This is a genomic window from Streptomyces sp. HPF1205 (assembly GCF_020400825.1).
In the GTDB taxonomy this organism is placed as follows: Bacteria; Actinomycetota; Actinomycetes; order Streptomycetales; family Streptomycetaceae; genus Actinacidiphila.
The window spans coordinates 1-15,590 of record NZ_JAINVH010000003.1 but is presented as its reverse complement, the minus strand read 5'-3'; the positions used below and the strand labels follow the sequence as shown (position 1 = coordinate 15,590).

General features: G+C 72.7%; 12 protein-coding genes. 11 read left to right on the top strand and 1 reads right to left on the bottom strand.

The window, feature by feature from the left end:
- Positions 1-194: 194 nt before the first annotated feature.
- The 3 genes from K7G61_RS04160 to K7G61_RS04150 all read left to right on the top strand — a co-directional run bounded on the left by K7G61_RS04160 (position 195) and on the right by K7G61_RS04150 (position 6,116).
- Positions 195-458, top strand: coding sequence for a WhiB family transcriptional regulator (locus K7G61_RS04160; protein ID WP_031519519.1), 264 nt, complete (start codon positions 195-197; stop codon positions 456-458).
- Between the two features lie 325 nt (positions 459-783).
- Positions 784-4,638: a glycosyltransferase family 2 protein gene (locus K7G61_RS04155; protein ID WP_225845216.1), complete on the top strand. Its 3,855-nt coding sequence runs from the start codon at positions 784-786 to the stop codon at positions 4,636-4,638.
- Positions 4,635-6,116, top strand: coding sequence for a DUF5719 family protein (locus tag K7G61_RS04150; protein ID WP_225845215.1), 1,482 nt, complete (start codon positions 4,635-4,637; stop codon positions 6,114-6,116). The genes K7G61_RS04155 and K7G61_RS04150 overlap by 4 nt, the downstream gene beginning before the upstream one ends.
- A 104-nt stretch (positions 6,117-6,220) precedes the next feature.
- Here K7G61_RS04150 and K7G61_RS04145 read toward each other — a convergent pair whose 3' ends face one another.
- On the bottom strand, positions 6,221-6,664 hold the full coding sequence (locus tag K7G61_RS04145; RefSeq protein ID WP_225845214.1) for a metallopeptidase family protein: 444 nt from the start codon (positions 6,662-6,664) through the stop codon (positions 6,221-6,223).
- Positions 6,665-6,966: 302 nt separating this feature from the next.
- Here K7G61_RS04145 and K7G61_RS04140 point away from each other — a divergent pair, with 302 nt between their 5' ends.
- The 8 genes from K7G61_RS04140 to K7G61_RS04105 all read left to right on the top strand — a co-directional run bounded on the left by K7G61_RS04140 (position 6,967) and on the right by K7G61_RS04105 (position 15,329).
- Positions 6,967-7,383, top strand: coding sequence for a DUF3499 domain-containing protein (locus K7G61_RS04140; protein WP_225845550.1), 417 nt, complete (start codon positions 6,967-6,969; stop codon positions 7,381-7,383).
- Between the two features lie 89 nt (positions 7,384-7,472).
- Entirely contained in the window at positions 7,473-8,831 is a 1,359-nt protein-coding gene (locus tag K7G61_RS04135) for a phosphomannomutase/phosphoglucomutase (protein ID WP_225845213.1), read from the top strand.
- Positions 8,832-9,201: 370 nt separating this feature from the next.
- On the top strand, positions 9,202-9,381 hold the full coding sequence (locus K7G61_RS04130) for a Trm112 family protein (protein ID WP_225845212.1): 180 nt from the start codon (positions 9,202-9,204) through the stop codon (positions 9,379-9,381).
- A 70-nt stretch (positions 9,382-9,451) separates the two neighbouring features.
- Positions 9,452-10,645 carry an SIS domain-containing protein gene (locus K7G61_RS04125; protein WP_225845549.1) on the top strand — a complete coding sequence of 398 codons (1,194 nt, stop codon included), beginning with the start codon at positions 9,452-9,454 and terminating at the stop codon, positions 10,643-10,645.
- A gap of 5 nt (positions 10,646-10,650) precedes the next feature.
- On the top strand, positions 10,651-11,871 hold the full coding sequence (gene manA / locus K7G61_RS04120) for a mannose-6-phosphate isomerase, class I (RefSeq protein WP_225845548.1): 1,221 nt from the start codon (positions 10,651-10,653) through the stop codon (positions 11,869-11,871).
- Between the two features lie 97 nt (positions 11,872-11,968).
- A complete protein-coding gene (locus K7G61_RS04115; protein ID WP_225845211.1) occupies positions 11,969-12,928 on the top strand; it encodes a cation diffusion facilitator family transporter in 960 nt (319 codons plus the stop codon).
- A gap of 235 nt (positions 12,929-13,163) precedes the next feature.
- Positions 13,164-14,615, top strand: coding sequence for an adenosylhomocysteinase (gene ahcY / locus K7G61_RS04110; protein ID WP_225845210.1), 1,452 nt, complete (start codon positions 13,164-13,166; stop codon positions 14,613-14,615).
- Between the two features lie 90 nt (positions 14,616-14,705).
- Positions 14,706-15,329, top strand: coding sequence for a hypothetical protein (locus tag K7G61_RS04105; RefSeq protein WP_225845209.1), 624 nt, complete (start codon positions 14,706-14,708; stop codon positions 15,327-15,329).
- Positions 15,330-15,590: the final 261 nt, after the last annotated feature.

Below are 15,590 nucleotides of genomic sequence, written 5' to 3'. Positions count from 1 at the left end.
GTTGACGGATGTGGGCTTTCAAGCCGATATCAACACTTTCTGTCACCCCTTGGTTCAGCGGAGTGAATAACGGGCCCAATAGCAGATCTCGGCTTGACTGGCCCGGATCGGCACACTTGTAATTTCACTCGTGTCGTTCAGCCGCACATGGTGACGGCTGCATCACGGGGAAGTACGACAGACGAGGGGCGCGCATGACCGAGCAGTTCCAATTGCTGCTGGCCGAAGAGGCCGACGAGGAACTCGGCTGGCAGGAGCGCGCGCTGTGTGCGCAGACCGACCCCGAGTCGTTCTTCCCCGAAAAGGGCGGATCCACGCGTGAGGCGAAGAAGGTCTGCCTCGCCTGTGAAGTCCGTTCCGACTGCCTGGAGTACGCCCTGGCCAACGACGAGCGTTTCGGCATCTGGGGCGGTCTGTCCGAAAGGGAGCGCCGCCGCCTGAAGAAGGGTGTGGTCTGACGCTTCGCCGGACGCCGGACGCCGGACGCCGGACGCCGGACGCCGGACGCCGGACGCCGGACGCCGGACGCCGGACGCCGGAAGCGAAGAACGCGAGGAACGCGAGGAGGCGGCCCGGTGGCCGGCGGGCGGGCGACCGCGCCCGGCCGGCCGCAGGGGTCGCGGTTCTTCCGTGTTGCGGTTGATTGTCCGTGGTTGTCCACAGGACCCGGACGGCTGTGGCGGCATGAGCCGTTAGTGTGGGGGGCCGTCCGAGACGCAGGAACCCGCGGACAGCGGGAGCGAGCGTCGTACCGCAGACCAGCGAACCGGGGCCCGATCCTCGATGTCCGTGAACAGCCCAGCACCGGCCGCGTATCCGGCCGGCACCCCTGAGTACCCGCGCCACGTCGTAACCGCCGTGCTGGTCGCGCACGACGGCGCGCGCTGGCTGCCCAAGGCCCTCGCGGGGCTGCTCTCCCAGGACCGCCCGGTCCAGGACGTCATCGCCGCCGACACCGGGAGCGCGGACGATTCCGCGCGCCTGCTCGCGGAATCCCTCGGCGACCAGCGGGTGCTCCACCTCGCCCGTCGCACGGGCTTCGGCGCCGCTGTCGACGAGGCGGTGCGCGCCGCAGCCCCCCTGACCGCCGAGCACCTTTCCTACCTGCGCGCCCGTACCAGCGGCTGGGACCCCGCCACCCGCTCGTGGCGCGACGGGGAGTACGAGGAAGCGGAGCGGCCGCAGGGCGAGCCCGTGCAGTGGCTGTGGCTGCTGCACGACGACTGCGAACCCGAACCCGGGGCCCTGGCCGCCTTGCTGCGCCTCGCCGACAGCTCCCCGTCCGCCGCCGTCATCGGCCCCAAGCTGCGCAGTTGGTACGACCGCAGGCAGTTGCTCGAAGTCGGCGTCAGCATCGCCCGCAGCGGCCGCCGCTGGACCGGCCTCGAACGCCGGGAGCAGGACCAGGGCCAGCACGACCAGGTGCGTCCCGTGCTGTCGGTGTCCTCCGCCGGGATGCTCGTGCGGCGCGACGTCTGGGAGGAGCTCGGCGGCTTCGACCGCCGGCTGCCCCTGATGCGGGACGACGTCGACTTCTGCTGGCGCGCACAGGCCGCAGGCCACACCGTCCTCATCGCCCCGGACGCCGTCCTGCGGCACGCCGAGGCGGCCTCTCGCGAACGCCGCCCGGTCGACTGCGCCGGCCGCTCCGCCGTCAATCCGCACCGCGTCGACAAGGCCGGCGCCGTCTACACCCTGCTCGCCAATACCCGCGGCCCGCTGCTGCCGTACGTGATGCTGCGCATCGTCGTCGGCACCGTGCTGCGCACCCTGGCCTACCTCGTCGGCAAGGCACCCGGGCAGGCCGTGGACGAGATCGTCGGCCTCCTGGGCGTCCTGCTCCGCCCGGGCAGGGTGCTGGGCGCCCGCCGGGCCCGCCGCCACGCCACGGTGCCGCCCAAGGAACTGCGGCCGTTGTTCCCGCCGCCCGGCGCCACGGTGCGCGCCACCGTCGACCAGGTCGTCAGCAACATCGCCGGGCGCGCCGACGCCTCCACCGCCGCCGTCGGCCGCCATGGCGGCGCCGTGGAGACCGGCCCGGGCGACGAGGACGGCGACTTCCTGGAGGTCGAGCAGTTCGCCCGGCTCAAACGGATGGCCCGCAAACCCGGCCCCGTCCTGTTCGCCGTCCTGCTGGTCGTCTCCCTGGCCGCCTGCCGCTCCCTGCTGTCCGGCGGCACCCTGTCCGGCGGCGCCCTGCTGCCCGCCGACCCCGGCGCCTCCGACCTGTGGCGGACGTACGCGGGCTCCTGGCACGCCCTGGGCACCGGCGGCACCCAGGCCGCGCCGCCCTACCTCGCCGTGCTCGCCCTGTTCGCGACAGCGCTGTTCGGTTCCACCGGACTGACCCTCACGCTGTTCCTGGTCGCCTCGGTGCCGCTGGCCGGTGTCGCCGCCTACTTCGCCTCCCGGCCGCTGGTCGAGTCCCGGCTGCTGCGCGCCTGGGCGTCGGTCGCCTACGCCTTCCTGCCCGCCGCCACAGGCGCCTTGGCCACCGGGCGGCTGGGCACCGCCGTACTCGCCATCCTGCTGCCGCTGATGGCGCGCGCGGCCGTCGCCATGGCGGGCCTTCAGCTCGGCGACGCGGCCGTCGAGCGTGGGACGCGCCCCGGATGGCGCGCCGCCTGGGCACTGGCGCTGATGCTCACCTTCACCACGGCGTTCACCCCGGTGACCTGGCTCGTCGCCCTGGTGCTGGCCGCGGCCGTCCTCGGGATGCGGGTGGCGCGCGGCCAGCGGCAACTGCTCGTACCGCACCTGCTCCGGTTCGCGGCTCTTCTGATCACCCCCATGGTGCTCCTCGCACCCTGGTCGCTGACGCTGCTCGGCCACCCCGGTCGGCTGCTGCACGAGGCCGGACTGCCGTACACGACCAAGAGCGCCTCCGCCCTTCACCTGCTGCTGCTCAGCCCCGGCGGTCCCAAGGCGTCCGGCGGGCTGCTGCTCATCGGCGTCGTCCTTGCCGCCCTTGCCGCCCTCATGCGCGGCACCCGGCGCACCGCCATCCTCGCCGCCTGGGCGGCGGCCGCCACCGGACTGCTGTTCGCCGTCATCGAGAACCACGACAACTGGGCGGGACCGGCGTCCCTCGTCTACGGCCTCGCCCTGCTGGCCGCGGCCACGATCGGCGCCGAGGGCGCCAACGAGCGCATCGCCGCCTCAGGCTTCGGCTGGCGCCAGCCGGTCGCCGCCCTCGTCGCCGCCGCCGCGGTCGCCGCCCCGCTGCTGGCCGCTTTCACCTGGGTCGCCGACGGCGCCAATGGCCCCATCCGGCGCGGCAACCCGCAGCAGGTGCCCGCGTTCGTCGCCGAGGAGGCCACGACCGCCGACCAGCCGCGCACCCTTGTGCTCAGCGGAACACCCGGCAACGTCGTGTACTCCCTGGTCCGCGGTTCCGGGGTACGAATCGGCGACGGCGAACTGGCCGCCGAGGCCGGCCGCGACACCGACCTGGACACCATGGTCGCCGACCTCGTCGCGGGCTCCGGCGCCGACCAGGGCGGCAGGCTCGCCGGATACGCGGTCCGTTACGTCCTCGCCCAAAAGGGCGCGCCCCGCTCCTTCGGCCGCGTCCTGGACAGCACGCCCGGCCTCTCCCGGGTCAGCCAGGCCGACGGCAGCGAACTGTGGCGGGTGGACACCCCGGTCTCCCGGATCACCATCACCGCCAAGGGCGCCCAGCCGGTGACCGTGCCCTCGGGCAAGGTCGAGGCGCACGCCACCGTACCGGCCGGCCCCGACGGGCGGATCCTGCGGCTCGCCGACTCCACCGCCCCCGGCTGGCACGCCACCTTGGACGGCAAGTCGCTGGACCCCACCACCGTCGACGGCTGGGCCCAGGGCTTCCGCCTCCCGGCCTCCGGCGGACACCTGGACGTCACCTACTCCGAACCCGTCGCCCACGTCGCCTGGCTCGGCACGCAGGCCTTCCTGCTGCTCGTGGCCGTCGTCCTGGCGCTGCCGGGCCGCCGCCAGGAAATCGACGACGACCTGCCGGAGGCCGACGGCGCGGTGGAGATCCCCGCCCAGGCCACCGGCGAGGGCCGCCGCGCCCGTCGCCTCCAGGCCGCCGCGGAGGCCGCGGAAGCGGCGGAGGCCGCCAAAGCGACCAAGACAGCGGAACCGCAGAGCGCCGTCCCGCCCACCGGCTCCCCCGAGCCCCCCGCGGCGCCCGTACCGCAACCGGACGCCGATCCCTACGAGCAGCCGGCGGCTTACGACCCGGCGGAGGGCGGCTACGACCCGTACACCGTCCCGGCCGGGGCGGAGGGCGGCTACGGCTACCAGGACCCGGCCTACGCCGCCGGACAGCCCGGCTACGGCTCCCAGTACGCCTCGGAGCCGGGCACCTACGATCAGCAGCAGCCGTACGGCGACGACTACGGCTTCGTGCCGCCCCGGCCGGGCTACGACCCCTATGGCGCGGACCCCCAGGGCGGCCAGGGCTACGGCGGCGGGCCCGGCTACGACAGCGGCCGGCAAGGCGCCCCGTACGGAGAGCAGGGCTACGGGGAGCGGGACGAGGACGGCGGGCCGTACGCGGAGCAGGGGTACGCCGACCCGGCCGGTTATCCCGACCACGCCTCGTACTACGCAGAAGGCGACCAGCAGCGCCGCGACGGGAGCGACTACCAGTGAACCGCAGCACCATCTCCCTGGCAGGCGCGGTCGCCGTGCTCGTCGTCCTGACCGGCATGGCCTCGCTCACGGGCGGCAGCGACCACAAGGCGGCCTCCGCGGCGGCCCCCCGGCGCATGCCCGTGCAGCGCACCACGCTGCTGTGCCCGGCGCCCTCGTCGTCGGAGTTCGCCGACACGACGTACACCTCGTACACGCCGCAAGGGGCGGCGGGTTCCGCCGGCGCCGGCGGCTCCTCGGCGGCGGGCTCGGCGCAGTTGGTCCCGGCCGCAACCAAGGGCAAGCCGCTCGCGTCCCTGGGACAGCCCGGTAAACCCGCCACCTATGCGACGGACAAGTCGGACGCGCCCGCGCTCATCGGTACCGCGGACGGCACCATGGCGCCCGGCTGGACCGCGGAACAGACCACGGTGATCAGCAGCGGCACCGAGCGCGGGCTGCTGGGCATCTCCTGCGTGACCCCCGACACGGAGTTCTGGTTCCCGGGGGCCAGCACCGACACCGGACGCCAGGACTACCTGCACCTGGTCAACCCGGACGACACCCCCGCGGTCGTCGACGTGGAGCTGTACGGCAAGGACGGGCAGCTCAAGGCCTCGACCGGCGACGGCCTGACGGTGCCGGGGCGCTCCTCGAAACCAGTGCTGCTGTCCACCCTGGTCGCGGACAAGGCCACCGATCTGACCGTGCACGTCGTCGCCCGCACCGGCCGGGTCGGCGCCGCGGTCCAGGCCACCGACGCCAAGCTCGGCGTGGACTGGCTGCCGCCCGCCGCCGAACCGGCCACCGCCCTTGTGCTGCCCGGCATCCCCGGCGACGCCACCGACGTGCGCCTGATCGCGTACGCGACCGGGACCGACGACGCGGACCTGACGCTCAAGCTGGCCACCCCGACCGGCGCGATCACCCCGGCCGGTCACGAGACGCTGCACGTGAAGGCGGGAATGACCACCGCCGTCGACTTGGGTGACGTCACCAAGGGCGACCCGGGCTCGCTGCTCATCGGTGCCGCCACCTCGCACTCGCCGGTGCCGGTCGTCGCGGCGCTGCGCGTCACCCGAGGCAAGGGAAGCAAGCAGGAGATGGCGTTCCTGCCCGCCACCGAGCAGATCGAAACCCGGGCGACGGTGGCCGACAACCGTGCCCGCGGCTCGCTGCTGTCCCTGATCGCCACCGCCAAGGACGCGAGTGTGCGGATCACCTCGTCGGCGGGCTCCACCGGCGGCACCGCGGCGTCCAAGACGGTCACCGTCAAGGCCGGCACCACGCTGGTCGTGCCGCCGCCCCAGCCGGCAGGGCTCCGCGGCACTTATGCCGTCACCGTCGAGCCGGTCTCCGGGGGCCCGGTCTACGCCTCGCGGACCCTGGCACTGACGCAGAACGGCGTCCCGATGTTCACCATCCAGCCGATGCCGGACGACCACGGGCTGGTCGACGTGCCCCAGGCGGCCCCCGACCTGCGGATACTCAATCGGTGATCCGGTGATCCGGTGATCCGGTGATCCGGTGATCCGGTGATCCGGTGATCCGGTGGCTGGTGAAAGCCGTGCCGGGCGCGGGCCCCGATCGGGGCCCGCGCCCGTCAGTCCTCGCCGTACTTCGGGTCCACGTTCTCCGGTGAGAGCCCCAGCAGCTCGGCGACCTGCTCGACCACGACCTCGTGGACGAGCAGCGCCCGCTCGTCCCGGCTCTTGGCGCGGATCTCGACCGGCCGCCGGTAGATCACGATCCGGCTCGGGCGGTCCTTGGCGGCCCCGATCAGCCGCCCCAGCGGCACCGGCTCGCCGTCGACGGCCTGACCGTCCTGCGGCCAGGGCACCTCCTGCACCGCGAACTCCACGTCCGCCAGTTGCGGCCAGCGCCTCTCCAACCGGTCGGCCGCGTCGCGCACCAGGTCGTCGAAGGCGTCCGCGCGGCTGAGTGCCAGCGGCACCTGCGGCGGCGCGATCGGTCCGCGCATGCCGCGCCCATGGCGGTCCCTGTGGCGCGGACGGGGCGCGGGTGGGGTCGGAAGCGAACTGTCCATCAGCGTGAGCCTAGTCCTCGCGCGCAGCCGCCACAGCAGGGCCACCACCGCTTGGCGCCGAAAGAACGAAGGCCGCACGGCCGATTCCGCCCGCCGTCGCGGTTTGGATCGCATCTGGCCACCAAAGGGACGGATATCCGCCAGCCGCCGGCGCGGGCGGTCGCCTCGCAGGCCGCACCCGACCCGCCCTCGTCCCGCCGCCATGGTCGCACCCGAACCGCTCCGTCCCCGTCCCCGCAGGTCAGCGCGACATGAACGGAGTGATCGGTTCCGGTCCGTGACGTACGACACGAGAGGGTGACCTGGCGGAGAGTCGTCGCGGCCCGCTCAAGAGTGCGGTACCGTCCAACCTCGTGAGCCCTGTACGTCGCTGTTCGCGCACCGCTTGCGGCCGCCCCGCCGTCGCGACACTGACGTACGTCTACGCGGACTCCACCGCCGTCCTCGGCCCGCTCGCCACCTATGCCGAGCCGCACTGCTACGACCTGTGCTCGGAGCACTCCGAGCGGCTCACGGCCCCCCGCGGCTGGGAGGTCGTCCGCCTCGCGACGGACACCGGCCCCGTACGCCCCAGTGGCGACGACCTGGAGGCGCTGGCCAACGCCGTCCGGGAAGCGGCCCGGCCGCAGGACCGCAACCGCGGCGGCGCCCGCGACATCGACCCCATGGAGGTCGCCCGGCGCGGACATCTGCGGGTCCTCAGGTCCCCGGAGCCGTAACCCGCGGTCGGATAGGTTGTGCGGGACCCCGGCCGGAGCCGTGCCGACCCGCGCGGAACCGTCCGAACCCCGTTCACCAGAGGTGTGCAGTGTCCGATTTGTCGCAGATCGTCAAGGCGTACGACGTGCGCGGCGTCGTACCCGATCAGTGGGACGAGCCGCTTGCCGAGGTCTTCGGCGCGGCCTTCGCGACCGTCACCGATGCCACGGCGGTCGTCGTCGGCCACGACATGCGGCCCTCGTCACCGGGCCTGGCCCGGGCATTCGGGCGCGGGGCGGCCTCGCGCGGCGCCGACGTCACCGAGATCGGCCTGTGCTCCACCGACGAGCTGTACTTCGCCAGCGGCCGGCTCGGGCTGCCGGGCGCGATGTTCACCGCCAGCCACAACCCGGCCCGCTACAACGGCATCAAGATGTGCCGGGCCGGCGCCGCGCCCATCGGCCAGGACACCGGTCTCGCGGACATCCGGGCGCTCGCCGAGAAGTGGTCCGAGACCGCCGTCCCCGTCTCAGCCGTCGCTCCCGGCACCGTCACCGCCCGGGACGTACTCGGCGACTACGCCGACTACCTGCGTTCCCTGGTCGACCTGTCGGGCATCCGGCCGCTGAAGGTCGTGGTGGACGCGGGCAACGGGATGGGCGGCCACACCGTGCCGACCGTCCTGGACGGCCTGCCCGTCGACCTGGTGCCGATGTATTTCGAACTGGACGGCACCTTCCCCAACCACGAGGCCAACCCGCTCGACCCGAAGAACCTCGTCGACCTCCAGGCCAGGGTCCGCGAGACCGGCGCCGACCTCGGCCTCGCCTTCGACGGCGACGCCGACCGCTGCTTCGCCGTGGACGAGCGGGGCGAGCCCGTCCCGCCCTCGGCGGTGACCGCCCTGGTCGCCGCCCGCGAACTGGCCCGGCACCCGGGCGCGGTGATCATCCACAACCTGATCACGTCGCGTTCGGTCCCCGAGGTGATCGCCGAGCACGGCGGCACCCCGGTGCGCACCCGCGTCGGGCATTCCTTCATCAAGCAGGAGATGGCCGCCTCGGGCGCTGTGTTCGGCGGTGAGCACTCCGCGCACTACTACTTCCGCGACTTCTGGAACGCCGACACCGGGATGCTGGCCGCCCTCCACCTCCTGGCCGCCCTGGGCACCCAGGACGGCCCGCTGTCCGCGCTGGTGGCCTCCTACGACCGCTACGCATCCTCCGGCGAGATCAACAGCACGGTGGCCGACCAGGCGGCCCGTACGGCCGCCGTACGGGTCGCGTTCGCCGACCGCGAGGGCGTCGGCTTCGACGAACTGGACGGCCTCACCGTCAGCACCGCCGACTGGTGGTTCAACCTGCGCGCCTCCAACACCGAACCGCTGCTGCGGCTCAACGTCGAGGCCCGCGACGCCGCCACCGTGGCGCGCCTGCGCGACGAGGTGCTGGCGATCGTACGGAAGTAGGCGGGCGGCGAGCGGGGGGGCCGGGCCGTGGAACACGGGGGCCGTCGGGGGACGGATCCGGGGGACGGATCCGGGGAGGCGGGAGCCTGTGCCGAGCCCGGGCCGACGCCGGGCACGGGCGCCGAGGACGGGCGGCGGCCGCGGCGGGTCCTCAGTCGGCGGCGACCGGCCGAGCGGTCGCGCCGCCGCCCGATCGTGCGGCGGCGCGGCGCGGAGATAGGCTGAGGGCACGCACAGCCAGCCACCGGTCCCGGCGGACGCCGGCTCACGCCTTCCGGTCACCGGCCGCCCGTCGGCCGCCCCCGGCCCGGGCCGCAGCTCCGCAGCGCCACCGTCGGCGCCCCACCAGACCTCGTCCGGAGGACACGTCATGCCGCTCGTCGAACCCAGCCTGCTGGAGATCCTCGCCTGCCCGGCCTGTCACGCGCCGCTGCGTGAGGACACCGAGGCGAGTGAACTCGTGTGCACTTCCGACACGTGCGGACTGGCCTACCCGGTACGGGACGAGATCCCCGTCCTGCTCGTCGACGAGGCCCGCCGCCCCTCCTGACCGGCCGTCCGGCCGCAGCGGTACGCCCAGACCAGGCCGCACCTGAGCCACGTCCGACCGGGAGGTCGTGTTGTTCGACGAGTCGCTGCTGGACGACCCGGAGGCGCTGGCGCGTGCCGACGCCCAGGGACTGCTGCTGGGCGTCGCGGCCGCCGGGGCGCGGGTGCGCAACGCGCTCCGGCTCGCGGAGGAGGCCGGCCTCACCGCCCTGCGCCCGGACGGGCGTCCCCGTACCGTCCTGGTGGCCGGCGCCGGTACGGAGGCGGCGGCCGTCGCGGACCTGCTGGCCGCGCTGTGCGGCGGCGCCTGCCCCGTCCAGGTCCTGACGTCGACCGGGCCCACCGCCCAGCGTTCCCGGTGGACCCTTCCCGGCTGGACCGGGCCGCTGGACCTGCTCCTGCTGCTCAGCGCCCACGGCACCGAGCAGGGCCTGACCGAGCTCGTCGAGCAGGCCTACCGCCGCGGCTGCACCGCCGTGGCCGTCACCCAGGCGAAGGCCCCCCTGGCCGAAGCCGTCGAGCAGGTACGCGGTATGACGCTGCCTTTCGCGTCCCCCGGCGGCCATGGCGGCCATGGCGGCGACCGCGATTACGGGACGTACGGGGAGCACGACGCCGGCAACGCCCGTGCCGGTGTCGCGGCCGGCCCCGACGCCGACACGGGCGCCTTCTGGGCCCTGCTCACCCCCGTTCTCGCTTTCGCGGACCGGATCGGCCTGCTGAACGCCCCGCAGGGCGCCCTCCAGGGCGTCGCCGACCGCCTGGACGTCCTCGCCACGCGCTGCGGCCCCGCCGTCCCCACGTACACCAACCCGGCCAAGACCCTCGCCGCCGAACTCGACGACTCCGTGCCGCTGCTGTGGAGTCAGGGGCGCGTCGCCGCCGCCGGCGCCCGACGCTTCGCGACCGTCCTCGCCACCCGGGCCGGCCGCGCGGCGCTGACCGCCGAACTCCCGGCCGCCCTGACCGTCCACGGCGCCCTCCAGGCCGGCGCCGCCGCCCGGGCCGCCGACCCCGAGGACTTCTTCCGCGACCGGGTCGAGGACCCCGGCCCGCCGAGGCTGCGCGTCGTCCTCATACGCGAGGCACCCGACCAGCCGGACTCCGCCGCACCCGCCGCCCGCGAACAGGCCTACGCCCACGGCACCCCGCTCAGCGAGATCACCGCACCTGGCGGGTCCCCCTTGGAGGTCGCGGCCGAACTCCTCGCCCTCACTGATTTCACCGCCACGTACCTGGCCGTTGCCTCGAACGAGAGACCATGACCGGCATGAACCGCCTCACCAACACCGTCCGCCCCTACGCCTGGGGCTCCACCACGGCCATCCCCGACCTCCTCGGCACCCGGCCGACCGGCGAGCCCCAGGCGGAACTGTGGATGGGTGCCCACCCCGGCGCACCCTCGCGCGTCGACCGCGGCTCGGGCCTGGTCCCGCTCGACGCCGTCATCGAGGCGGACCCCGTCGCCGAACTGGGCGAGGCCACCGTCAAACGCTTCGGGCCCCGCCTGCCCTTCCTGTTCAAAGTGCTCGCCGCCGCCACCCCGCTGTCCCTCCAGGTCCACCCCGACCTCGCCCAGGCCAGGGCCGGCTTCGCCGACGAGGAGACGCGCGGCATCCCGCTGGACGCCCCCCACCGCAACTACAAGGACGCCAACCACAAGCCCGAGATGCTCGTGGCCCTGTCCGAGTTCGACGGCCTGTGCGGATTCCGGCGCCCCACGGAGGCCGCCGACCTGCTCGACGCCCTAGGCGTCGGCGCCCTGGCCCCTTACGCCGACATCCTTCGCGCCCACCCCGAGGACCGGGCGCTGCGCGAAGTCCTCGCCGCCGTCCTCGGCGCGGACCCCGAGGAGACGGCCGGCACCGTGCACGCCGCCACCGAGGCCGCCACCCGCCTCGCGGCCACCCCGGGCGCCCCCCATGCCGCCGACTACGCCGCCTACGCCAAGGCCGCCCGCGACTTCCCCGGCGACCGCGGCCTCATCGCCGCCATGCTGCTCAACTACGTGCGGCTCCAGCCCGGCGAGGCCCTCTATCTCGGCGCGGGTGTACCCCACGCATATCTCGACGGCCTCGGCGTCGAGATCATGGCCAACTCCGACAACGTCCTCCGCTGCGGCCTCACCCCCAAACACATCGACATCCCCGAACTCCTGCGCATCGTCCGCTTCGAGGCCGGCGACCCCGGAGTGCTCCGCCCCGAGGCCGGCCCCGACGGCGAAGAGGTCTACGCCGCCCCCATCGAGGAGTTCCGCCTCTCCCGGTACGTGCTCGCCCCGGGCTCGGGCCCGCGCACACTCGACCAGGGCACCCCGCAGATCCTTCTGTGCACCGCCGGCCGGGCCCAGCTGCGCACCCTCGGCCCAGCCGCCACCGCCACCGAACCCGCCCTCACCCTGGTCCGTGGCGAATCCGCGTACATCCCGGCGGGGGAGCGCACCGAACTCACCGGCGAAGGAACCGTCTTCCGGGCCACCGTCGCCGCCTGAACCGGCCCGCTCGCCGGCACGGCTGCAAGAATGACCGTCCGCGACACCCGTAAAGGCGGGGCAAAACCGGGGCCGACGGAAGGGACACCCAGCACTCATGAGCGCGTCAGGCGGAACCAGGGCGATCATCGCGGCCTTGAGCGCCAACCTCGCCATCGCAGCGTCCAAGTTCGTGGCCTTCGCCTTCAGCGGCTCCTCGTCGATGCTCGCCGAAGGCGTCCACTCCCTGGCCGACTCCGGCAACCAGGCCCTTCTCCTCATCGGCGGCAAGAAGGCCAAGCAGGCCGCCGACGAGGAGCACCCCTTCGGCTACGGCCGAGAACGCTACGTGTACGCCTTCCTCGTCTCGATCGTCCTGTTCTCCGTCGGCGGCATGTTCGCCCTGTACGAGGGCTACGAGAAGATCCGGCACCCGCACGCCGTCGAGCACTGGTACTGGCCCGTCGGAGTCCTCGTCTTCGCCGTCATTGCGGAGGGCTCCTCCTTCCGCACCGCGATCAAGGAGTCCAACCACAGCCGCGGCACACTGTCCTGGACCGAGTACATCCGCCGCGCCAAGGCGCCCGAACTCCCCGTCGTCCTCCTGGAGGACTTCGGAGCTTTGATCGGCCTCACCCTCGCCCTGGCCGGTGTCGGCATCGCCCTGGCCACCGGTGACGGCATCTGGGACGGGATCGGCACCCTCTGCATCGGCACCCTCCTCATCTGCATCGCCCTCGTCCTGGCCGCCGAGACGAAATCCCTGCTCATCGGCGAGGGAGCCGGACCCGAACCGCTCGCCCGCATCCGCGCCGCCATCGTCGACGGGGACACGGTCACCGGCGTCATCCACATGCGCACCCTCCACCTCGGCCCCGAGGAACTCCTCGTGGCCGCCAAGATCTCGGTCCGGCACGAGGACACCGCGGCCGAGATCGCCCGCGCCATCGACGCCGCCGAGGAACGCATCCGGGCCGCCGAGCCCTTCGCCCGGGTGATCTACCTCGAACCGGACATCTACAGCGCGGCAGCGGCCGCGGCGGGCCCCGACCCCGCCCAGACCCCCGGCGGCCGATGAGCTCGGCGCACTGGGGCCGATGAGCCCTCCGGTGTAGATTCGTCCTTAGCCAGACGTCGCTGCTGATGGCGGTCGGGCGGTCACCGCACGGTGGCCGGCCGAGGGAGAGAGGGCCTCCGACGGTTTGCGCTGCCGCAAGGGGACAGGTGCGCCCGTACGACGTCGCACCCCATGCCGTCTCCCGGCCGCGCTCTGTCCCCGTCCACCTCGACCTCAACCGCGAGGAGCAGCTCGTATGACCACCACCGCCACCGACTTCAAGGTCGCGGACCTCTCCCTGGCCGCCTTCGGCCGCAAGGAGATCACCCTCGCCGAGCACGAGATGCCCGGCCTGATGGCCCTCCGCAAGGAATACGGCGCCGCCCAGCCGCTGGCCGGCGCGCGCATCACCGGGTCCCTGCACATGACCGTGCAGACCGCCGTCCTCATCGAGACCCTCGTCGCCCTCGGCGCACAGGTCCGCTGGGCGTCCTGCAACATCTTCTCCACCCAGGACCACGCCGCCGCGGCCATCGCCGTCGGCCCCGACGGCACCCCGGACGACCCGCGGGGCGTCCCCGTCTTCGCCTGGAAGGGCGAGACGCTCGAAGAGTACTGGTGGTGCACCGAGCAGGCGCTGACCTGGCCCGGCACCACCACCGGCGGCCCGAACATGATCCTGGACGACGGCGGCGACGCCACTCTCCTGGTCCACAAGGGTGTCGAGTTCGAGAAAGCCGGAGCCGTCCCGGACCCGGCCACCGCCGACAGCGAGGAGTACGGCCACATCCTCCGGCTGCTCGGCCGCACCCTCGCCGAGAACCCGCGCAAGTGGACCCAGCTCGCCTCGGAGATCCGCGGTGTCACCGAGGAGACCACCACCGGTGTCCACCGCCTCTACGAGATGCGGCAGGAGGGAACCCTCCTGTTCCCGGCGATCAACGTCAACGACGCGGTCACCAAGTCCAAGTTCGACAACAAATACGGTTGCCGGCACTCCCTCGTCGACGGGATCAACCGAGCCACCGACGTCCTGATCGGCGGCAAGGTCGCGGTGATCTGCGGCTACGGCGACGTCGGCAAGGGCTGCGCGGAGTCCCTGCGCGGCCAGGGCGCCCGGGTCGTGATCACCGAGATCGACCCCATCTGCGCCCTGCAGGCCGCCATGGACGGCTACCAGGTCGTCACCCTGGACGACGTCGTGGAGACGGCCGACATCTTCGTCACCTGCACCGGCAACCGCGACATCATCATGGCTTCCGACATGGCCCGGATGAAGCACCAGGCGATCGTCGGCAACATCGGCCACTTCGACAACGAGATCGACATGGCCGGGCTCGCCAAGGTCCCGGGCATCGTCAAGGACGAGGTCAAGCCGCAGGTCCACACCTGGACCTTCCCCGAGGGCAAGTCGATCATCGTGCTGTCCGAGGGCCGGCTGCTCAACCTCGGCAACGCGACCGGACACCCCTCCTTCGTGATGTCCAACTCCTTCACGGACCAGACGCTGGCCCAGATCGAGCTGTTCACCAAGCCCGAGGAGTACCCGATCGGCGTCTACGTGCTCCCCAAGCACCTCGACGAAAAGGTAGCCCGCCTCCACCTGGACGCTCTCGGCGTCAAACTCACCACGCTGCGTCCGGAACAGGCCTCCTACATCGGCGTGACGGTGGACGGCCCGTACAAGCCCGACCACTACCGCTACTGACCCGCGGCCTCTCCGGCGCCACCGACCGGAGCGAACCGGCCCCCGTCTCCTCCGCGAGGCGGGGGCCCCGCCGGACACGGAGACTCCGCAATGCCCCGCGGTCGCTACTCGTTCCACGACACTCATGACCGCACCCCCCTGGGTGAAGAACACTTCCACTGCGCCACCGGACCCTCCGGCTGGCGCTACACGGCGCAGACCACCACTCCCGCCGGTGACCACGCGGGATCGATCGACCTCACCATCGACGACCTCGGCCGGCCGATCCGCCTCGAACTGCACGCGGCCGCCTGGCGGGTGCGCGCAGCGGCCCTGGAGGGCCTCACCTGGGTCCGCACCGACCCCACCGGCGAACACGCCCAAGAAGGCAATGCCCGCGCACACACGTTCAGCGGAGCGTCGCCGGCCTTCTTGATCGCCACCGCACGCCTCCTCCACCTCGCCCCCGGCGGCCCGGCCACCCGCGTCCGTCTCGTCTCATTCCAGCCCCCCGTGCTCGCTCCACTGACCATGGACCAGTCGTGGTCCTTGATCACAAGAACAGCACACTCCACGGACAGCGGTGAGCTGCCTGTGGATAACTTCCGGATCGCCGACCTCTCCACCGGCGAACAGCACGACATCCACATCGCCGGGGACGTGGTCCTGTCCGCCCCGGGCATCGAACTGGAAGACCTGGACACCCCGCCGTCCGCGTTCCCGGCACCCTCCTGACACGCCGGACGGGCAGGTGTGCGCGCAGGACCCAGCGCCTGCTAGTCTTCAGGTCGCTTCGCAAGGACCGTTGACACGGGACGAGCGGGGAGGTAGATTCAAACGGTTGTCGCGGAACCGGGCGGTGCCTGGACGTGAGCAACCATACGAATCACCACATCGTCTTCCGAGCGCATACCAGTCAGCCGAGAGAAATCTCAGGCGGGCTTCAGTGTCTCCGAAACACGACGTGGTAATTCCGACCGGTTGGCTTCTGCTAAG

Coding starts and splice junctions, on each gene's coding strand:
- K7G61_RS04115 (WP_225845211.1), top strand. CDS start 11,969: ATGAGCGCGTCAGGCGGAACCAGGGCGATCATCGCGGCCTTGAGCGCC.
- manA (WP_225845548.1), top strand. CDS start 10,651: ATGAACCGCCTCACCAACACCGTCCGCCCCTACGCCTGGGGCTCCACC.
- K7G61_RS04155 (WP_225845216.1), top strand. CDS start 784: ATGTCCGTGAACAGCCCAGCACCGGCCGCGTATCCGGCCGGCACCCCT.
- K7G61_RS04105 (WP_225845209.1), top strand. CDS start 14,706: ATGCCCCGCGGTCGCTACTCGTTCCACGACACTCATGACCGCACCCCC.
- K7G61_RS04160 (WP_031519519.1), top strand. CDS start 195: ATGACCGAGCAGTTCCAATTGCTGCTGGCCGAAGAGGCCGACGAGGAA.
- ahcY (WP_225845210.1), top strand. CDS start 13,164: ATGACCACCACCGCCACCGACTTCAAGGTCGCGGACCTCTCCCTGGCC.
- K7G61_RS04145 (WP_225845214.1), bottom strand. CDS start 6,664: ATGGACAGTTCGCTTCCGACCCCACCCGCGCCCCGTCCGCGCCACAGG.
- K7G61_RS04130 (WP_225845212.1), top strand. CDS start 9,202: ATGCCGCTCGTCGAACCCAGCCTGCTGGAGATCCTCGCCTGCCCGGCC.